The organism is Celeribacter baekdonensis B30, from assembly GCF_000299875.1.
GTDB lineage: Bacteria > Pseudomonadota > Alphaproteobacteria > Rhodobacterales > Rhodobacteraceae > Celeribacter > Celeribacter baekdonensis_A.
On the sequence record NZ_AMRK01000006.1, the window covers coordinates 37,423 to 57,564 of the forward strand.

The 20,142-nt window shown below is 57.5% G+C and carries 21 protein-coding genes; 14 read left to right on the forward strand and 7 right to left on the reverse strand.

Going from position 1 to position 20,142, the window contains the following annotated elements:
- Position 1: 1 nt before the first annotated feature.
- The 4 genes from B30_RS11800 to B30_RS11815 form a co-directional block, all read right to left on the reverse strand.
- Positions 2-838 carry an ABC transporter permease gene (locus tag B30_RS11800; protein WP_009572307.1) on the reverse strand — a complete coding sequence of 279 codons (837 nt, stop codon included), beginning with the start codon at positions 836-838 and terminating at the stop codon, positions 2-4.
- Positions 839-840: 2 nt separating this feature from the next.
- Positions 841-1,695: an ABC transporter permease gene (locus B30_RS11805; RefSeq protein WP_009572308.1), complete on the reverse strand. Its 855-nt coding sequence runs from the start codon at positions 1,693-1,695 to the stop codon at positions 841-843.
- A gap of 115 nt (positions 1,696-1,810) precedes the next feature.
- Entirely contained in the window at positions 1,811-3,076 is a 1,266-nt protein-coding gene (locus B30_RS11810; protein WP_009572309.1) for an ABC transporter substrate-binding protein, read from the reverse strand.
- Positions 3,077-3,114: 38 nt separating this feature from the next.
- Positions 3,115-4,089, reverse strand: coding sequence for an ABC transporter ATP-binding protein (locus B30_RS11815; RefSeq protein ID WP_009572310.1), 975 nt, complete (start codon positions 4,087-4,089; stop codon positions 3,115-3,117).
- Positions 4,090-4,341: 252 nt separating this feature from the next.
- On the opposite strand from B30_RS11815, the gene B30_RS11820 reads away from it, so the two are divergent.
- From B30_RS11820 to B30_RS11865, 10 genes are all read left to right on the forward strand, one after another.
- Positions 4,342-5,028 carry a GntR family transcriptional regulator gene (locus B30_RS11820; protein WP_009572311.1) on the forward strand — a complete coding sequence of 229 codons (687 nt, stop codon included), beginning with the start codon at positions 4,342-4,344 and terminating at the stop codon, positions 5,026-5,028.
- Complete coding sequence (locus tag B30_RS11825; RefSeq protein WP_009572312.1) at positions 5,025-5,858, forward strand: GNAT family N-acetyltransferase; 834 nt, start codon at positions 5,025-5,027, stop codon at positions 5,856-5,858. Before B30_RS11820 ends, B30_RS11825 begins: the two co-directional genes overlap by 4 nt.
- Positions 5,859-5,935: 77 nt before the next feature.
- Positions 5,936-6,622, forward strand: coding sequence for an HAD family hydrolase (locus B30_RS11830; protein ID WP_009572313.1), 687 nt, complete (start codon positions 5,936-5,938; stop codon positions 6,620-6,622).
- Positions 6,609-7,580, forward strand: coding sequence for a sugar-binding transcriptional regulator (locus B30_RS11835; protein WP_009572314.1), 972 nt, complete (start codon positions 6,609-6,611; stop codon positions 7,578-7,580). The genes B30_RS11830 and B30_RS11835 overlap by 14 nt, the downstream gene beginning before the upstream one ends.
- A 110-nt stretch (positions 7,581-7,690) precedes the next feature.
- The gene (locus B30_RS11840; RefSeq protein ID WP_009572315.1) at positions 7,691-9,001 is read left to right on the forward strand and encodes an ABC transporter substrate-binding protein; all 1,311 of its coding nucleotides are present in this window, start codon (positions 7,691-7,693) and stop codon (positions 8,999-9,001) included.
- A gap of 89 nt (positions 9,002-9,090) precedes the next feature.
- Positions 9,091-9,963: a carbohydrate ABC transporter permease gene (locus B30_RS11845; RefSeq protein WP_009572316.1), complete on the forward strand. Its 873-nt coding sequence runs from the start codon at positions 9,091-9,093 to the stop codon at positions 9,961-9,963.
- Between the two features lie 10 nt (positions 9,964-9,973).
- Positions 9,974-10,804, forward strand: coding sequence for a carbohydrate ABC transporter permease (locus B30_RS11850; protein ID WP_009572317.1), 831 nt, complete (start codon positions 9,974-9,976; stop codon positions 10,802-10,804).
- Positions 10,805-10,828: 24 nt separating this feature from the next.
- Positions 10,829-11,833 carry an ABC transporter ATP-binding protein gene (locus B30_RS11855; RefSeq protein ID WP_009572318.1) on the forward strand — a complete coding sequence of 335 codons (1,005 nt, stop codon included), beginning with the start codon at positions 10,829-10,831 and terminating at the stop codon, positions 11,831-11,833.
- Positions 11,830-12,603 (forward strand): L-iditol 2-dehydrogenase, encoded by a 774-nt coding sequence (locus B30_RS11860; protein ID WP_009572319.1) that lies wholly within the window; start codon positions 11,830-11,832, stop codon positions 12,601-12,603. The genes B30_RS11855 and B30_RS11860 overlap by 4 nt, the downstream gene beginning before the upstream one ends.
- Before the next feature lie 7 nt (positions 12,604-12,610).
- Positions 12,611-14,080, forward strand: a complete 1,470-nt coding sequence (locus tag B30_RS11865) for a mannitol dehydrogenase family protein (RefSeq protein ID WP_009572320.1) — start codon at positions 12,611-12,613, stop codon at positions 14,078-14,080.
- On the opposite strand, the gene B30_RS11870 is transcribed toward B30_RS11865, so the two are convergent.
- From B30_RS11870 to B30_RS11880, 3 genes are read right to left on the reverse strand one after another with little or no spacing between them, the layout of a single operon-like run.
- Positions 14,065-14,871 (reverse strand): metal ABC transporter permease, encoded by an 807-nt coding sequence (locus tag B30_RS11870; protein ID WP_009572321.1) that lies wholly within the window; start codon positions 14,869-14,871, stop codon positions 14,065-14,067. The two genes, B30_RS11865 and B30_RS11870, sit on opposite strands and share 16 nt — an antisense overlap.
- Positions 14,868-15,638 (reverse strand): ATP-binding cassette domain-containing protein, encoded by a 771-nt coding sequence (locus B30_RS11875; protein WP_009572322.1) that lies wholly within the window; start codon positions 15,636-15,638, stop codon positions 14,868-14,870. Before B30_RS11875 ends, B30_RS11870 begins: the two co-directional genes overlap by 4 nt.
- Positions 15,635-16,123, reverse strand: a complete 489-nt coding sequence (locus B30_RS11880) for a Fur family transcriptional regulator (protein WP_009572323.1) — start codon at positions 16,121-16,123, stop codon at positions 15,635-15,637. Before B30_RS11880 ends, B30_RS11875 begins: the two co-directional genes overlap by 4 nt.
- A gap of 100 nt (positions 16,124-16,223) precedes the next feature.
- On the opposite strand from B30_RS11880, the gene B30_RS11885 reads away from it, so the two are divergent.
- From B30_RS11885 to B30_RS11905, 4 genes are all read left to right on the forward strand, one after another.
- Positions 16,224-17,285: a zinc ABC transporter substrate-binding protein gene (locus B30_RS11885; RefSeq protein WP_009572324.1), complete on the forward strand. Its 1,062-nt coding sequence runs from the start codon at positions 16,224-16,226 to the stop codon at positions 17,283-17,285.
- Positions 17,286-17,354: 69 nt separating this feature from the next.
- A complete protein-coding gene (locus B30_RS11890) occupies positions 17,355-18,149 on the forward strand; it encodes a S49 family peptidase (RefSeq protein ID WP_009572325.1) in 795 nt (264 codons plus the stop codon).
- Positions 18,150-18,317: 168 nt separating this feature from the next.
- Positions 18,318-19,277 (forward strand): calcium/sodium antiporter, encoded by a 960-nt coding sequence (locus tag B30_RS11900; RefSeq protein ID WP_009572327.1) that lies wholly within the window; start codon positions 18,318-18,320, stop codon positions 19,275-19,277.
- A gap of 52 nt (positions 19,278-19,329) precedes the next feature.
- Positions 19,330-20,118 carry an SDR family oxidoreductase gene (locus B30_RS11905; RefSeq protein ID WP_269771047.1) on the forward strand — a complete coding sequence of 263 codons (789 nt, stop codon included), beginning with the start codon at positions 19,330-19,332 and terminating at the stop codon, positions 20,116-20,118.
- Positions 20,119-20,142: the final 24 nt, after the last annotated feature.

Consider the following 20,142-nt stretch of genomic DNA (forward strand, 5'->3'; position numbering starts at 1 on the left):
CTCAGACCCCTTTGCCCGCATCGGACCCAAGCCGCGCGCGGCGTTTGCCCAAAACCCACACGGTCAAAAGAAACGCGCCGATGATCAAAAGCGAAAACAGCGTGGTCATGGTGCCAAGCGCGTAGATCACCGGCGTGGTCACATTGGTGGTCATGCCGAAGATTTCCAGCGGCAGCGTGTTGTACGATCCTGCCGTCAACAAGGTGCGGGCGAATTCGTCATAGGACAGGGTAAACCCAAACAGGCCTACGCCAATGAGCGAGGGCGCAATGATCGGCAAAACCACATAGCGCACCGTTTGCCACGGCGAGGCGCCTTGGTCGCGCGCCGCCTCCTCAAAGGATTTGTCAAAGCGGTTGAACACGGCAAACATGATCAGCAAACCAAAGGGCAGCGTCCATGTCAGCTGTGAGCCGAAACCCGAGGTGGCCCAATGGATTTTAAACCCAAGCTGGCTAAAGATCAGACCGACGCCAAGCGAGATCAGGATCGACGGGATCACCAGCGAGGCGATGATCAGGTAAAACAAGATGCCCGAACCATAGAACCGTTTGCGAAAGGCAAAGCCGCCCATGACCGACACCACGACGGTCGTCACCATGACCATCAGCCCAAGCGCGAGAGAGCGTCGGAAAGCGCCCCAAATATCGCCCACCGCCTGTTGTTCAAACAGGTCGCGGAACCAATGCAGTGACACGCCGCGCATTGGAAAGGTCAATCCCCCGGTCGGCCCCTGAAACGACAGGATGCCAATGGTCAGGGTCGGACCGTAGAGGAACAGGATGAACAGGGCAAAGACCGCGCTGAGGACGTAGAAGGAACCGGGACGTTTTTCCATGATCAAAGCTCCTTGCGAATATCGACAAAGCGCAACAGGATGCCGATCACGATCAACACGGTGATCAACAGGATCACGGCGGTGGCGGCGGCGGAGGGGTATTGCAACAGGGCGATGTCATTGGAAATCAGCCGTCCGACATTGGCCTTTTGCGACCCTGACATGAAGCGCACGGTGATGAAATCGCCCATCACGAGCGTGAGCACAAAGATCGTGCCAATCATGATTCCCGGCTTGGTCAGCGGTACAATCACATGCCGCAGCGTTTGAAATCCGCTCGCACCATTGTCCCGCGCCGCCTCGATCAAGCTGTGGTCAATCCGTGTCATCGTGTTGAAAATCGGCACGACCATGAACAGGGTGTAGAGATGGACAAAGGCCAGGATCACCGAGAAATCCGAATATAAAAGCCACTCCAGCGGCTGATCAATCACACCCCAGGATTGCAGTGCAGAATTGGCAATGCCGTTGCGGCCAAGGAACGGAATCCAAGAGATCATGCGGATGATATTCGAGGTCCAGAACGGGATCGTGCAGAGCAAAAACAGCGCGATCTGCATGGTCTGGCTGCGGATGTGAAAGGCCAGATAATAGGCGACGGTAAAGCCGATCAAAAGTGTGAGCGCCCATGTGATCGCCGCATATTTCAATGTGGCGTAAAACACTTTGTAGGTGACCGATGAGCCAAACAGGAATTCGTAATTTTCTAAAGAGAAGTCGGGGATGATCGAAAACTCGGTGGCGCGCCAAAAGCTGACCACCACGATGGTGAGGATCGGCAAGATCAGGAATCCAATAAGGACAAGCGTCAGGGGAGAGGCCTGTAGCCATCCTTGGATGTGACGGTTTTTCAACATCTGTCCTCACTTAACACCGGGCCCGGCCCGCGCGTTTCTTTTGTCTGAAAATATCCCGGGGGAGGAAGGTGCGGCCCCGTGGGGCAGCACCGGAGGGGGCAGCGCCCCCCTCATGTTAGGAGGCGATGAATTCGTTCCATTTGCGGACCATGTACTGGTTCTCATCCATGACCGCGTTCCAACAGGCCACTGAGCCCATCCGATCGTAGAAAGATCCGCCATCGCGCGTCTCGCCCGCTTTCGCCAACACGTCGCCAAACGGCGAGGTGATGTCGCCCGTGGCCGGTTTGCCTTCAAACCAATAGCCCCATTCATTTTCGGACATATAGTCTTTCGAGGTTTCCGGCACGGCGGAGTAATAGCCTTGACGCATCAGGAACCCGCCGACCCAGCCATCAAGATACCAGTTGATGTATTCGTACGCCGCATCCAATTCCATGCCCGTCAGGGATTTCGAAAGCCCGATGCCGCCGCCCCAGGAGCGATAGCCCTCTTTCAGCGGCTGGTAGACACAGTCGATGCCGCGCGATTTCACTGCGGTGATCGCCGGCGACCACATGGATTGGATCACAACTTCGCCCGACGCCATCAGGTTCACCGACTCGTCAAAGGTCTTCCAAAATGCGCGGAACTGACCGGCTTTTTTGGCTTCGGTGAAGATCGCAAAGGTCTTGTCGATCTCGTCCTTGGTCATGTTGCCTTTGTCGGCATATTTGATTTCACCCATCGCTTCACAGACCATTGCCATGTCCATGATGCCGATCGAGGAGATGTCGAGAATCGAGGCTTTGCCTTTGAATTCCGGGTTCAGAAGCTCGGCCCATGTGTCGATCGGACGACCGATCAGGTCGGGGCGGATGCCCAGTGTATCGGCATTATAGATCGTTGGGATCAGGGTCATCCAGCCGGTTTCTTCGGTGGCGAAAGCGGTTGCGCCCGGACCTTCGACAAAGCCGACGGTGGAGGGCGCGGTGCCTTGGGCGATCACGCTTTCGGGGGTCAGTTTGCCGGATTTGAAAATGCCGACGATCTTGTCGTAATTCTTGATTTTGGAGGTGTCCATGGCCTGAAGATTGCCCGTCGGCCAGACCTTTTTACAAATCCAATATTCAATATCAGCGATGTCAAAGCTGTCCGGTTGGGTCGCGGCGCGTTGGGTCACGGAATCGGAATCCAATGCGGTCATCTCAAGCGTGAAGCCCAGGTCTTCTTTCACTTTTTGCCCAACTTCATTGAGGTTGGACACGCCGGTGCCGAATTGGCGCAGGGTGATATCTTTGATTTCCTGTGCCCAGACCATGGGCGCGGGGAGGGCTGAGGCCGCGGCCGCGGCAGCCCCACTCTTAAGCACCGCGCGGCGCGAATAACGCATTTTAGACATGACAATCTTCCCTTGTTGCAGAGGTTTTGGAGGAGAGGTTAGGCTTGGAGGCGGTGGACCCGCCCCTCGTCCCAGGCAAGCCGCACGGCATCGCCCGGATTTTTCGGCGTTTGAAAAAATTGCTCTTCGGGCACGAGGGCCAGGACCTCTTCGCCCGCGTCGGTCATCGAGGTCATCGCCACATGCGCGCCCTGATATTCGACCGAGGTCACAGTGGCGAGCAGTCCGGCCTCGCCCAATGTCACCTCATCGGCGCGCAGGGCCACCTTGGCACCATTCAGAGAAATCACATTATGCCCGCCCATGAACCGTGCCACGAATTCTGTGCGCGGCGTGTTCCACACGCTGCGCGCGGGGCCGGCCTGTTCGATCACCGCATTGTTCATCACCACGATCTCATCGGCCAGCGCCAGCGCTTCGTCCTGCCCATGGGTGACGTGCAAAAAGGTGATGCCCAATTCGCGTTGAATGCGTTTCAATTCGGCTCGCACTTTGATGCGCAAAAACGGATCAAGGGCGGAGAGCGGTTCGTCGAGCAACAACACCCGCGGCTTGGTCACCAAAGCCCGCGCCAACGCGACACGTTGCTGTTGTCCGCCCGAAAGCTGCGCCGGAAGGCGATCGGCAAAGGCGGTCATGTGCACCAGATCCAACATTTCATTGGCGGCCTTATGGCGCTCTGGCCTGTCGATGCCTTTCATCCGCAGCGAGAAGGCCACGTTGTCACGGACGTTCAAATGCGGGAACAGCGCGTAGTTTTGAAACATCATTGCGGTGCCGCGTTTGGCCGGGGGGAGATGAGAAATATCGAACCCGTCCAACAGGATAGACCCGTCAGAGACGCTTTCATGCCCCGCGATCATTCGCAGCGTCGTGGATTTACCGCACCCAGATGGCCCCAAAAGACAGACATAGCTGCCATTCTCAAAGACATAATTGATGCGATCAACGGCGACAGTGGTGCCATAGCGCTTTGTCAGAGTGACGAGTTCAAGATCTTTGCCAGAGCGCATGTGCTATCCATCCTTTGAGGTCCGAATGGTGTTTACGCTTGTCCGGTTTTTTGCACGGCAGAAGATTTTTTCGCAGTTACAGTGGGGGCGCACATCAAATGCCTATGGATTGGGCGCTCTGTACATAAAGGTGCATTAATTATGCGCCAAATTCGTATACAATCTTGTGGACGATATAATTCAATCAACGGGCTTGAGAATCAGGTCGCACGGCGAAAAGCTCCAAACACAAAGACACGAAGGATATTGGTGATGCAGGTTATGGTGGAGCACAGCGGCGGTGGCAGCGGCAAAGTTGCGGACAGTCTGGCGACGGCCATTCATGAACACCGTCTGTCGCCGGGGATGAAGCTGAACGAAGACGAGGTGGGCGAGATTTATGGCGTGAGCCGCACCGTGGTGCGGGCCGCCTTGCAACAGCTTGCCCATGAGCGCCTTGTCGAACTCAAGCGCAATCGCGGTGCCTTTGTTGCTCAGCCTTCAGTGCGCGAGGCGCGCGAGGTGTTTGAGGCTCGCGCGCTTTTGGAACCGCGCACCGCACGTTCCGCCGCAGAACGGGCCAAAGCGACCGATATAAAGGTCCTGCAAAAGCATATAGACGCCGAACATGCCGCATTGCATGCGGGCGACACCGGACGCGCGTTGCATCTTTCGGGGATGTTTCACATCGAAATGGCCCGGATCGCAGATCAAACCACCATTGCGGACTTCATCGCCCAGCTTGTGTCGCGCTCCTCGCTGATCATCGCGCTGTATTGGCAACGCCGCACGGCGCTTTGCGAAAGCCACGCCCATGATGCGTTGATCAAGGCGCTCGGACGCAATGATCCTGACGCGGCCGAGGAATTGATGAAACACCATCTGGTCGATCTGTTGACCTCACTCGATCTGCGCGATCAGCCCTCTGTCGCGAAATCGTTGAAAGATGCGTTGAAATGAACCTGCGACCCGCGACCCCAAGAGATCTGGTACAGGTTTTGCAATGGGCCGCCGCAGAAGGGTGGAACCCCGGACTGGACGACGCATCGGCGTTTTGGGGCGCGGATGGGGACGGGTTTTATGTGGCCGAGGTCGAGGATCAAATCGTCGCGGCGATTTCTGTGGTCAATCATAATGCGGATTTTGCCTTTCTGGGCCTCTATCTGTGCCAACCTGCATTCAGGGGGCGCGGGATTGGTTATGCGCTTTGGACCGAGGCGTTGAAACACGCCGGATCGCGCACGGTTGGACTTGATGGGGTGGCCACGCAAGAGGCCAATTATGCCAAATCCGGCTTTGTCAAAACCGGGTCCACGGCGCGGTTTGAGGGGGAATTTCCTGCGGTGACCTGGGTCGGTCTGCGGCCTGCAGCGCAGGATGATCTTGCCGCGATTGCCACTCTGGATCGGCTGGCCAATGGCTATATGCGCCCGCGTTTCCTGTCTGGATGGCTTCTGGGAACCGAGACACGGCAGAGCTTTGTTTGCGAGACCGACGGTCAGATCGCCGGCTTTGCCACGGCGCGTCTGTGCGGCCACGGATGCAAGATCGGACCGGTGATTGCCCCGGATCAGGCAACGGCTTTGGCATTGATGAGCCGTGCGGTGCAGGCCTTGGGGGCCTCATATGCCATCGTCGATGTTCCTGATCTGCAACAGGACTTTCGGAAGGCACTCATCGCCCAAGGCTTTGAGGTGACGTTTGAGACCGCGCGCATGTATCGCGGCACACCACCCAGTCCCCTTGCGGCACAGACGCTGTATGGTATCGCGACGATGGAACTTGGTTGAAAGTCGGTTTGCAATTGTCTCCCCGCACCTGCCTCGCTACCCTGTGTCGGGCTGAGGGGCTGGAAGAAGGGGGTGACATGTTTGATCTGGTGATCTTTGATTGCGACGGCGTGTTGATTGACAGCGAAGTCATTTCCGCGCGGATGTTGATCTCAGAACTCGAGGGCTATGGCGTGAGCATCGACACCGCCTATGTCGCCCGGCATTTCCTTGGCCGCAGCTATCCCGTGGTGCTGGATCAAATCCAAAAGGAATTTGGCATTGCCTTGCCCTATGGGTTTGAGGCCGAGTACCGTGCCCGGTTGATGGCGGCGTTTGAGGCGGATTTGAAAATCATGCCGGGGGTGCGCGAGGTGATCGAACGGCTGCGCGTGCCCTATGCATTGGCGACCAGTTCAAGCCCGCCGCGGCTGGCACAATCTCTGTCAATGGTGGGGTTGACCGATCTGTTTGAGGGTCGCACTACGACGTCCAAAGAAGTGTCGCGCGGCAAACCCGCTCCGGATATGTTCCTTTTGACGGCTCAGAAAAACGGGGCCGCACCCGAGCGCTGTTTGGTGATCGAGGATTCTTTGGCGGGGGTTCAGGCCGGGCTTGCTGCGGGAATGACCGTGTGGCGGTTTGTCGGCGGAAGTCACCTGATGGGACTGGATCTCGAAGCGTCCGCACCTTCGCAGGCCCATCGTATATTTGCATCCTATGGCGACTTTTTTCATTCTGCCGAAAATCTTATGAAGGACATGTCCGACCATGATGCAGGCTAAACCTAAGGGTAACGTCGACGATACAGACATCTCGCCGCGCGATTTGGCGGCGCGTGCGGCGTGGTTGTCCTTTGTCGGTGGGCTGACCCAAGATCAGATCGCGCAGGAGCTTGGCATTTCGCGGCAAAGGGCGCAGCGGCTTGTGGCGCGGGCTTCCTCGGAGGGGTTGATCCGGGTGCGGATTGAACATCCGATTGCTGAATGCCTCGAATTGGAGAGGGCCTTGAAGGCGCGGTTTGGTCTGACCTCAGCTTGGGTGTCGCCGGGGCTTGGGGCGGGCGTTGATCCGCTTCAGGGCCTCGCCCCTTTCGTTGCCCCGGTGCTGGAGCGGCTGTTTTCCTCTGATGAGCCGAAAGTCTTTGCTTTGGGCACGGGGCGGACGCTCAAAACTGTGGTCGATCAATTGCGCGCGGTCGATGGCTCGCGCCACAAACTTGTGTCTTTGATTGGCAATGTTGCGCCCGACAGTTCGGCTTCGTTTTATGAGGTGATCATGCGGTTTGCCGAAAAGATTCAGGCCCGCCATTACCCAATGTCGGTGCCCGTTGCGGCGCGCGATGATGTTGAACTGAACCTGTATCGCTCTCTGCCACATGTCGCGGCCTCGCGCGAATTGGCGAAATCTGCCGATCTTGCGATCGTCGGGATTGGTCAAATGGGGGATGACGCGCCGCTTTATGTGGATGGGTTTCTGACCGCCGATGAACTGACCGCTTTGCGCGCTTCTGGAGGTGTCGGCGAGATCTGCGGTCACATTTTTGACGCCGAGGGCCGATACCTTGATCACCCCGTCAATGACCGGATGGTGGGGGTGCGTGTGCCCGAAGGAGACATGCCAGTTTATTGCATTGGTGCGGGCGCGAGTAAGCTTGCGGCGCTCAGTGCTGCGCTGCGAGGCGGATTGATCGACGGATTGTTCACCGATGAGTGGACAGCTAAGGCTCTCATATCTCAATAAGAAACACCTTCCAAAGGGCTTTTGTTTAATCGCTCTTGACAGAATCCATGTTTATGAGTGAGCATTGGTCCATGAAATGAGCAAATGCTCAGATCGTAAGGGAGGATACCATGAATACGACATTCCGCACCCTCATGGGGGCGTGTGCTCTTGCTGCATTGTCAGCGGGCGCTTTTGCCGAGACCATCACCGTCGCCACCGTGAACAACGGCGACATGATCCGCATGCAGGGTCTGATGGATGATTTTTACGCCAAACACCCGGATATTGAGGTTGAATGGGTGACCCTTGAGGAAAACGTGCTGCGTCAGCGCGTGACCCAAGATGTTGCCACCAAAGGCGGCCAATTCGACGTGATGACCATCGGCACCTATGAGGTTCCGATCTGGGGCGAACGTGGCTGGCTCGTGTCGCTCAATGATCTGCCGGACAGCTACGACATTGACGACATTTTGCCTGCGATCCGCGATGGTCTGACTGTAGACGACGAACTTTATGCGGCACCGTTCTACGGCGAAAGCTCGATGGTGATGTATCGTACCGACCTGATGGAAAAAGCCGGTCTGACCATGCCCGAAGCCCCGACTTGGGATTTCATCAAAGAGGCTGCGGCCGCGATGACTGACAAAGAGGGTGAAGTTTACGGCATCTGTCTGCGTGGCAAGGCGGGCTGGGGCGAAAACATGGCCTTCCTGACCGCCATGTCCAACTCGTTTGGCGCCAAGTGGTTTGACATGGATTGGAAACCGCAATTCGACTCGGAAGAGTGGAAAACCACGCTCAACTTCTACCTCGATCTGATGAACAACTACGGCCCTCCGGGCGCATCCGGCAACGGGTTTAACGAGAACCTCTCGTTGTTCCAAACCGGCAAATGCGGCATGTGGATCGACGCCACGGTTGCGGCCTCTTTCGTAACCAACCCGAACGACTCCTCGGTTGCGGACAGCGTTGGTTTCGCACTTGCTCCCGACAATGGGCTTGGTAAACGCGGCAACTGGCTTTGGGCGTGGAACCTCGGTATCCCGGCCGGCACCCAAAAAGTCGATGCGGCGAAAGCCTTTGTCGAATGGGCCACCTCGAAAGAGTACACCGCTTTGGTTGCGTCGAAAGAAGGCTGGGCCAACGTTCCTCCGGGCACGCGTCAGTCGCTTTACATGAACGAAGAGTATCAAAAAGTGCCCTTTGCGAAAATGACGCTGGAAAGCATCCTTTCTGCCGATCCGCAGCATCCGACCGTGGATGAGGTGCCTTATGTCGGAGTCCAATTTGTCGCCATCCCCGAATTCCAGGGCCTCGGCACTGCCGTGGGGCAACAGTTCTCCGCCGCATTGGCTGGACAAATGTCAGCGGAACAAGCGCTTGATAACGCTCAAAAACTCACAGAACGCGAAATGATGAAAGCCGGTTACATCAAGTAACCGCGCCCGCTTTACGCTTCTCCCAGTGACGGGCCGGTTCCTCAAATCCCGGCCCGTCCATATCCCTCACGCAGACACCGAGGCACCCCATGGCCACGAAACATTCTCGCGCCAGCGCCCGGATTATGATCTCCCCCGCAGTGATCTTGCTGCTCGGGTGGATGCTGATCCCGCTCTCCATGACGCTCTATTTCTCCTTCCTGCGCTACAACCTGTTGATGCCGGGCATGGAGGAATTCACCGGGCTGACCAATTATAAATACTTCCTCACGGACCCCGCGTTTTTTGCCGCGCTGACCAACACGATCCTTTTGGTGTGTGGCGTGCTTTTGGTCACGGTGATTGGCGGTGTGTTTTTGGCGCTGTTGCTCGATCAGCCGTTTTTCGGTCAGGGCATTGTGCGCATTCTGGTCATCGCGCCGTTTTTCGTGATGCCGACCGTCTCCGCACTGGTGTGGAAAAACATGTTCATGAACCCGGTGAACGGGCTGTTTGCGCATCTGTTCAAATTCTTCGGGCTTGAACCGTTTGATTTCCTCGCACAGGCGCCTTTGGCCTCAATCATCGGCATTGTGTCCTGGCAATGGTTGCCCTTCGCCACGCTCATCCTGTTGACCGCGTTTCAGTCGCTCGACCAAGAGCAATTGGAAGCCTCAGAAATGGATGGCGCGCCGTGGATTAAACGGTTTTGGTTCATCATGCTGCCGCATCTGTCGCGCGCGATCACCGTTGTGATCCTTATTCAAACCATCTTTTTGCTTTCGGTTTTCGCCGAAATCCTTGTGACCACCAACGGCGGTCCGGGCACTGCGTCGACCAACCTCACCTACCTCATTTATATGCAATCTCTGTTGCAATTCGATGTGGGCGGAGGCTCCGCCGGTGGCGTCGTTGCCATCATTCTCGCCAATATTGTTGCGATCTTCCTGATGCGGATGATCGGCAAAAACCTCGACGCGTAAGGAGGCGATCATGGCACGTTCTGTTTCGACCAACCGCAAACTCGTCACCACATTTTTCGCCTGGGTTGTCGGTCTCGCGATCTTCTTTCCGATCCTCTGGACCATCCTGACCTCGTTCAAAACCGAGGCGCAGGCCATCGCAGACCCGCCGATTTTCTTCAATTTCCACTGGACCTTGGAGAATTACGTCACGGTGCAAGAGCGCTCAAACTACTTCCGCCATTTCTGGAATTCGGTGGTCTTGTCCGGTGGCTCAACGCTGTTGGGGCTGATCATCGCCATCCCGGCTGCATGGTCCATGGCCTTTGTGCCATCGCGCCGGACCAAAGATATTTTGATGTGGATGCTCTCCACCAAAATGTTGCCGCCGGTGGGGGTTTTGGTGCCGATGTACCTGATCTTCCGCAACCTCGGCCTGTTGGACACGCAGATTGGTTTGGTCATCGTTTTGACCCTGATTAACCTGCCGATCATCGTCTGGATGCTCTACACCTACTTCAAAGAAATTCCCGGCGAGATTTTGGAAGCCGCACGGATGGACGGGGCCACGTTGCGCTCGGAAATCCTCTATGTGCTCACGCCCATGGCGATTCCCGGCATCGCCTCGACGGTGCTTTTGAACATCATTCTGGCCTGGAATGAGGCGTTTTGGACGCTCAATTTGACGGCTGCCAAAGCCGCGCCTCTGACCGCGTTCATCGCCAGCTATTCAAGCCCTGAAGGCCTTTTTTATGCCAAACTTTCGGCGGCCTCGACGATGGCAATTGCACCGATCCTGATCATGGGCTGGTTCAGCCAAAAACAACTTGTCCGCGGCCTCACCTTTGGTGCCGTGAAGTAAAATATCGACAGAAGGAGCGGACATATGGGACGCATTACACTTGATAAAGTCAGTAAGGCTTTTGGCGATGTCGAAGTCATCCCGCCATTGGATTTAACGATTGAAGACGGCGAGTTCGTGGTCTTTGTCGGGCCCTCTGGCTGTGGCAAATCCACGCTTTTGCGCCTGATCGCCGGGCTCGAAGATGTCTCTGGCGGCGAGATCCGCATCAACGGTCAGGACGCCACCCAAACCCCTCCGGCCAAACGCGGTCTAGCGATGGTGTTTCAAAGCTATGCGCTGTACCCGCATATGTCGGTGCGCAAAAACATCGCCTTTCCGATGCGCATGGCCGGGATGCCGAAAGACGAACAAGACCGCCGGATCGAAGCGGCGGCCAAGGCGCTCAACCTCACCGATTATCTCGACCGTCGTCCGGGGCAATTGTCCGGGGGGCAACGTCAACGGGTCGCCATTGGCCGCGCCATTGTGCGCGAACCGGATGCGTTTTTGTTTGACGAACCGCTGTCCAACTTGGACGCAGCACTTCGGGTCGGGATGCGGTTGGAAATTTCTGAACTGCACAAACGCCTGACCACAACCATGGTCTACGTCACCCATGACCAAGTTGAAGCCATGACCATGGCCGATAAAATTGTCGTGTTGCAAGCGGGGCGGATCGAACAGGTCGGCTCGCCGATGGAGCTGTACCGCAGCCCGCGCAACGTCTTTGTCGCGGGCTTTATCGGCTCGCCCAAGATGAACCTTTTGACGGGCCCCGAGGCAGACAAACACAGCGCCACCACCATCGGCATCCGACCGGAACATATCGCGATTTCATCGGATGCGGGGGCATGGAAAGGCACGGTTGGCGTGTCGGAACATTTGGGGTCGGATACGTTTTTCCACGTCACGGTTGAGGGGTTCCATGATCCGCTGACTGTGCGGGCTTCGGGCGAGGTGGCGCTCTATTATGGCGATACGATCTATCTGACGCCCGACCTCGCGCACCTGCATCGGTTTGACGCACAGGGGCTTCGCATCGCATGAACAGGCTTTCAGGAAAGACCGCGCTGATCACGGGTGCGGCGCGCGGCATCGGCTATGAATTCGCCAAGGCCTATCTGGCGGAGGGTGCGCGGGTCGCCATCGCTGACATCAACATCGCCCGCGCGCGTGAGGCCACCGCAGAGTTGGGGCAGGGGGCCGTGGCGGTTGAAATGGATGTGGCCTCGCAAGATAGCATTGACGCGGCGGTCGTGCAGGCGGCTGAGGCGTTGGGCGGGATCGATATCCTGATCAACAACGCCGCGTTGTTTTCGGCTGCACCTTTGGTCGAGATCACCCGCGACGATTTTCACCGCCTGTTTGACATCAATGTTGGCGGGACGTTGTTCACGATGCAGGCGGTCGCCAAACATATGATCGCGCGCGGTAAAGGCGGCAAGATCATCAACATGGCGTCGCAAGCCGGACGGCGCGGCGAGGCGCTTGTCGCCACCTATTGCGCCACCAAAGCGGCGGTGATTTCGCTGACCCAATCGGCGGGGCTGAACCTGATTTCCCATGGCATCAATGTCAACGCGATCGCCCCCGGCGTGGTCGATGGCGAGCATTGGGACGGGGTTGATGCGTTCTTTGCGAAATATGAGGGCAAGCCTTTGGGTCAAAAGAAAAAAGAGGTCGGTGATGCAGTGCCTTATGGCCGCATGGGCCGGGCCTCTGATTTGACCGGAATGGCGATTTTCCTCGCCACGCATGAGGCCGATTACATTGTCGCCCAGACGTATAACGTCGATGGCGGCCAGTGGATGAGCTGAGGTTCAGATGAAGACACTTTCAAACGCAACGCTCGCCTCTTTGCCAGATGCAATCACGGTTCCGACCTATGATCGCGCGCGCCTTTCGGCCGGTATCGTTCACATCGGTCTGGGCAATTTTCACCGCGCGCATCAATCGTGGTATCTGCATCGTTTGATGCAACAGGGATTGGCGCATTCTTGGGCCATCGTCGGCGCGGGCGTGCGGCCCTATGACGAAGACATGCGGCGTAAATTGGCGGCGCAGGATTACCTGACCACTCTGATCGAACTGGACCCGAACGGATCGTCGGCGGAGGTGGTTGGCGCGATGATCGACTATGTGCCAATTGAAGAGGGCAACGGGGCCTTAATCGAACGCATGGCGCAGCCAGACATTCGCATCGTCGCCCTGACGGTCACAGAGGGCGGGTATTTCATCGACCCGGCAACCAAAGGCTTTGACGCCAGCCATCCCGACATCGTCCATGACGCCGCCCAACCGCGGCAGCCGCGCACGGCCTTTGGGGCGATGGTCGCCGCTTTGAAACGGCGCCGGGATCGTGGGATTGGCCCTTTTACCGGGCAATCCTGTGACAATTTGCAGGGCAATGGTCATGTGCTGCGGCAAACGGTGGTCTCATTGGCGCGCCTGTCTGACCCGGAACTCGCGGACTGGATCAATACGCACTGCACCTTTCCGAATGCCATGGTTGATTGCATCGTGCCCGCGACCGGACCAAAGGAGATCGCACTGGCGCAGGGGTTTGGCGTCGATGATGCCGTGCCGGTCAGCCACGAAAACTTTCGCCAATGGGTGATCGAAGATGCGTTTTGCGCCGGACGCCCGGATTGGGACCGCGCGGGTGCGACGTTTTCCGAGGATGTTCACGCCTATGAGACGATGAAAATCCGCATTCTCAATGGCGGTCATCAGGTGATTTCTGACCCCGGAGAGTTGCTGTCTGTCGAGACGATTTCCGGCTGTATGGCCCATCCGCTGATCTCCGCGCTGTTTGAAAAAGTCGAGCGAGAGGAGATCATGCCGCATGTCCATGCGGTGCCGGAATTCACGCCAGAAGCCTATGTCGATCTGATCAAAGCGCGGTTTTCCAACCCGAAAATCATCGACACAACCCGGCGCGTGGCCTTTGACGGCTCCTCGCGGCATCCGGGCTTTATTGTGCCTTCGATCCGCGATGGTTTGGCCAAAGGCACCCCGGTCACTGGCCTTGCCCTCGTCTCCGCACTCTGGGCGCGCTATTGCCTTGGCACCCGCGAAGACGGGTCGGAGATTGCGCCGAACGATCCGTTTTGGGCCGATCTCACCGCGATGGCAGCCAAGGCAAAATCTGACCCGACGGCTTGGCTGTCGATGCGCCATATTTATGGCGATCTGAGCCAAGAGCCTCGGTTCGCAGACGCTTTCACCCACTGGCTGACACTGATTTATAGCGAGGGTACAGAGGCCGCTTTGGCCGCTTATCTCGCAGACTGACCGCGCAACACGCGGACCAGATTTGCCAATGTAAACAACAGGGCCGCCACGCAAACGATGGTTGGCCCTGTTGGCGTATCAAAGGCAAAAGCGCCCTCTATTCCGCCAAAAATGGCGATACCGCCGATCACCATGGCAATCACCGCCATGCGTTCGGGCGTGCGTGCGAAAGGGCGGGCGGCGGCGGCGGGGATCAACAACATGGCGGCGATCAACAGGGTGCCAACGACCTTGATCGCGACCGCAACCACAAGGGCGAGTGCCAGTGACAGGATCAATTGTTCGCGTTTGGGCGAGACGCCAGAGGCCATCGCCAAATCCGGGTTCAGCGTTGCGGTTAAAAGTGCCGACCAGCGCCAATACAAAAGCCCACTGACCAAAGCGGCCCCGACCCAGATCACCGCCAAATCGCTTCGCCCCACGGCCAAAATATCGCCGAACAGATAGGCCATCAAATCGACCCGCACACCATGGACAAAGGACACGGCAACAAGGCCAAAGGCCAGGGAACTATGCGCCATCACGCCCAAGAGCGTGTCCATGGCAAAGCCGCGGCCATTCAGGCTTGAGACCGCCAGGGCCATGATCAAAGCCACAACCAAAACACCGGCGAAAATCGACACGTTGAACGCCAGCGCCAAGGCAACGCCGAGAATTGCGGCGTGGGCGGTGGCGTCGCCAAAATAGGCCATCCGCCGCCAGACCACGAAACAGCCCAAAGGGGCCGCCGCGATCACAAGGCCGAGGCCCGCAAGGATGGCGCGCACCATAAAATCATCAAGCAGGCTCATGCGCTTTGCTCCTCATCTGTGTGTGCGCCGATCTGAGGGGCGTGATCATGATCATGATCGCAATGCTCATGACTGTGTTCGTGGCGATAGAGCGCCAGCGCGCCATGGGTTCCGTTGCCAAAGAGCGCGCGGTATTCTGGGGCGGAAGCCACATGTTCGGGGGTGCCGTGGCAACAGACGTGGCCATTGAGGCAAATCACCCGATCCGAGGCCGCCATGACGACATGTAACTCGTGGCTGACCATCAAGATGGCACAGCCCTTGTCGCGGCGCACCGCTTCGATCTGGGTGTAGAAATCTGCCGATCCGGGTTGATCCAGTCCCTGCGTGGCCTCATCCAAGATCAGTAGATCTGGATTTGAGAGAAGCGCGCGGGCCAGCAAGACACGTTGAAACTGTCCACCGGAAAGATCCGTCATTTGGTGATGACACAGATGCCCCGCACCTGCGTCGTGAAGCGCAGTATGGGCGTCATCATCGCTGACACGTTTGGGCAGCGACAAAAACCGCCGCACGGTGAGGGGCAAGGTGGGATCAATATGCAGCTTTTGCGGCACATAGCCGATTTTCAGCCCTTTTTGGCGCAAAACCATGCCGTCGGAGGGCTTTATCGCGCCAATGATGGTGCGCAAGAGCGTGGATTTACCCGACCCATTCGGCCCAACGATGGTGACAATCTCACCGGGTTCCAACGCCAGCGATACGTCTTCCAACACTGTCCGCCCGCCAAGGCGCACATTGACGTTCGCAAGGGTGATCAGGCTCATTTATCGGCCTTTTCACGACAGTTTGGACAGGTGCCTTCGGCCTCCAAAACGGCGCGCGCGATCGTAAAACCGGTGGTTTCTGCGATCTGGCTGAGCAGACTGTGGGACGGATCGGTTTCCGCCTCGGCTACGGCGTGACAGGTCGTGCAGATCAAAAAGGCAGGCGTGTGCAATTCGTTGGGGTGGGCGCAGGCGATAAAGGCATTCAGGCGCTCGATTTTATGTGCCAAGCCATGTTTGGTCAAAAAATCCAACGCCCTGTAGGCCACCGGAGGTTGCGCGCCAAAGCCCTCTTCGGAGAGCCGCGCCAACACGTCATAGGCGCCAAGCGCACGATGTTCTTCCAACAAGATGGAAAGCGCGCGTTTGCGCACAGGCGTCAGTTGCAATCCGGCATCGCGGCACATCCGGTCGGCCGCTGTGATGGCATCGCTGATGCAATGGTCGTGATCGTGTTTGGCAAATCCAACGGTGTTCGGGTCCATGGCGCGGTCTTTTCTAAGAATCTGGCTGTGAGGGCTTGATATGTTATAGCATGCTCTTTATCAAGGCGCTTGATGTAATAACATAACGTTTGAGGCTGTCATGACCCTTCGCCCCTCCCTTTTTGCTTTGGCGCTTTGCTCCACCGCTGCCGTGATCACCGCCGCCGCACAGGCCGAGGTTCCCAATGTTGTCACTGACATCGCCCCGATCCAGTCGCTTGCAGCGCTGGTCATGGGCGATCTCGGTGCGCCCGTCGCGTTGATGCGCCAAGGGGCTTCGCCGCATGATTACGCCCTGCGCCCTTCTGATGCAGAGGCGTTGCAATCTGCCGATCTGGTGCTTTGGACCGGGCCGGAGCTAGCGCCCTGGCTGGCAGAAATGGTCGGAAAGGTTGCACCGGAAGCCGTGTCTGTTCCGTTGGCGGAACTTGACGGGGCTGTTGAGCTGCCGTTCCGCGAGGGTGCGACGTTTGAAAAGCATGTACATGGGGAAGAGGGGCATGATGATCATGCGGATGACGATGACCACGATGCACATGATGACCACTCAGACGATGACCATGCGCATGATGATCACGCAGGCGATGACATTGCGCATGATGATCACGCAGGCGACGATCATGCAGATCATGACCACGCGGGCGAAAGCCATGATCCGCACAGCTGGTTGGACCCGATGAATGGTCGAATTTGGTTGGGCGAGATCGCCACGCAACTGGCGGCGCTCGACCCGGACAATGCCGAGACCTATCGCGCCAATGCCACCACGGCTCAGGCGCAGTTGGACGAGATGATCCAAACCATCTCAACCGAGATGGCGCCTTTGCAGGACATGAAGTTCATCGTTTTCCATGATGCCTACCAGTATTTCGAAAACCGATTTGGTCTCTCTGCCGCTGGGGCGATTTCTTTGAGCGATGCCTCGGCACCAAGCCCCGCGCGCATCCGCGAGATTCAGGACGAGATCAAAGCGCAAAACGTCACCTGCGTGTTTTCTGAGCCGCAATTTAGCGCCGCTTTGGTCGAAACCGTATTGGATGGCACTTCGGCCAAATCCGCCGTGATCGACCCGCTTGGCGTTGCAATCACCCCCGGTGCGGAGTTTTACGGCGATTTGATCCAAGGGGTTGCGGCGGCTTTTGCCAGCTGCGCCGCAGAATAGTAAAAAAAGGGCGCGGCGCATGGGGTCGCGCCCTTGTTTGACCGGCCTTGGGGATTTACATCCCAAGGCATGAAAACACACATCCCCTTTCTCAACACCCCTCCACGGGTCAATGTTTTGCGCCTCAATGGCGCAATCATGACCCGTCAGGGCGGATTGAATGACCAAAGCCTCGCCTCCTCCATTGAACGCGCCTTTCGCAAAGGCAAACCTGTGGCTGTGGCGCTGTCGATCAACTCGCCCGGTGGCTCGCCGGTGCAATCTTCCTTGATTGCCGCGCGGATCACGCGGTTGGCAAAGGAAAAGGAGCTGCCCGTTTATGCCTTCGTCGAAGACGTGGCGGCTTCGGGTGGCTATTGGTTGGCTTGTGCGGCCGATAAGATTTTCGTTGATTCAAGTTCGGTTGTCGGCTCCATCGGCGTGATTTCGTCGGGATTTGGGTTTGATCAATTCATCGCCAAACATGGGGTCGAGCGGCGGGTCCATACCTCTGGGCGCTCGAAATCCATGCTGGACCCGTTTCGCCCGGAAAATCCCGAAGATGTGGTGCGGCTCAAAGCCTTGCAAGAAGAGATTCACCACGCTTTTATCGCCCATGTCAGCGCCGCGCGCTCTGAGAGACTGAGCAAAGAGGTCGAGCTGTTTGATGGCTCCTTCTGGACTGGCAAAACAGGTGTGGATTTGGGGCTGGCCGATGGGATCGGCCATTTGGTCCCGACGCTCAAAGACATCTACGGCGATAAACTGCGCCTGTCGGTTTTTGGCCCAAAACGTCCGCTGTTGCGCCGGTTTGGGGCCGAATTGTCGGCGGGACTTGTTGCTTCGGTCGAAGAACAGGCGCTTTGGTCACGGTTCGGGCTCTGACATGGTGTTCAAAATCATCACGGTCTTTTTGATCTTCATGATGGTTCTGGCCATTTTCGGACGCTTGCGTTTCCCCGGACAAGACAAGCTCAAAGATATGAAATGCCCGCGCTGTGGGCGCTATAAAATTGGCAAAGGCGCGTGCGCCTGTGGAAAAGGTGGACGCTGATGGATTTTTTGATGGCCGTAGCCGGGCTGGTACTGTTGTTGGTGGCGGGCGACCTTTTGGTGCGCGGGGCGGTCAATTTGTCCTTGCGCCTCGGTGTTCCGGCGCTGATCGTGTCCCTGACCGTTGTGGCCTTTGGCACCTCCGCGCCTGAGTTGCTGGTTTCTGTATCCGCCATTGTCGATGGCGTACCCGGACTTGCGCTTGGCAACGTGATTGGGTCGAATACGGCCAATATCCTGTTGGTTTTGGGCATTCCGGCGATGATCACAACGCTGCATGTGATCGACAATTCCACTCGTGCGTCATACCTCCAAATGCTTGCTGCGACGGTGTTGTTCATCCTGCTCGCGCTGCGCGGCGAGTTTGATTGGATTGCCGGTGTGACCCTGTTGGCGGCACTGGCCGCCATGCTTGGCCATGCGGTCTATGAAGCGCGCTGTCACCGGGCTGCGGTCAAAGAGGCGGCGTCTTTGGCCTGTGAGCCCTCAGAGGTCGAAGGCGCTGACCCCGACATGCCATGGTGGAAAGTCATCACCTTTTTGATCCTTGGCTTGATCGGCCTGCCTATTGGTGCGCAGCTTTTGGTGGACGCTTCCACTAATATCGCCCGCGCCTATGGCGTGTCTGAGACGGTGATCGGGCTGACTTTGGTGGCGCTGGGGACCTCCTTGCCGGAGCTTGCGACCACTGTGATGGCGGCGCTGCGCAAACAGGCGGATGTGGCTTTTGGCAACGTCATCGGATCTAACATGTTCAACTTGTTGGGCATTATTGGCATATCGAGCCTTATTGGCAAAATCCCCGTCGATGTCGAAATTATGAAGTTTGACATTTGGGTGATGTTGTCCGTGTCGGTTCTGCTTGGGATTTTCGTGCTGCGCCGGATCGATATCACGCGGATCTGGGGTATTGTTCTTTCCGCCCTATATGTCCTCTACGTTTTGGCGGTGCTGAACTAACGCGTCTCGGGAAACGCCTGACACGAGAGGGCCGCACGCGACAGAGGAGAGGATCATGGCTTTGAAAAAGGCGCTTGTGACGGGTGCGGCTCGACGGCTTGGCCGGGCGATTGCGCTGTCGCTGGGGCAGGCGGGCTATGACGTTGCCGTGCATTACCATCGCTCAAAAGAGGAGGCCGACACGGTAGTTGCCGAATTGCGCACAATGGGTGTCCGGGCCGAGGCGGTTCAGGCCAATCTTTTGTTGGAGAGCGAGGTGGAGGGCCTCATGGCGCGGGCGCGTGAAGTCCTTGGCGGGCCGGTGACGCTTTTGGTCAACAACGCGTCTGTGTTTGAACCCGATGAGATCGACACCGCCACGCGCGACAGTTGGGATAGGCATTTTGAAAGCAATCTGCGCGCGCCGTTTGTGTTGATTCAAGACCTGGCGGCACAGGCGCCTGATCCGGTCATGGATGATGCAGGCCATCCTGTTGCACAGGCGCTTGTGGTCAATATGATCGACCAGCGCGTGCGCAAACTCACGCCGCAATTCATGTCCTACACTCTGGCCAAATCCGCGCTTTGGACCCTGACCCAAACGGCGGCGCAGGGCCTTGCTCCGCGTGTTCGGGTCAATGCCATCGGTCCGGGGCCGACCCTTAAAGGCGCGCGCCAGTCGCCCGAAGGCTTTGCCGCCCAACAGGATGCCACAGTTTTGCGCCGGGGATCTGCACCCGCCGACGTGACCGCAGCGCTCGCGTATTTCATCGCTGCCGAGGCGGTGACAGGACAGTTGATCTGCGTTGATGGCGGGCAACATTTGGCTTGGGAGACGCCGGACGTTTTGGGGCCTGAGTGATCCAAATCAAACAGGTGCGACAAA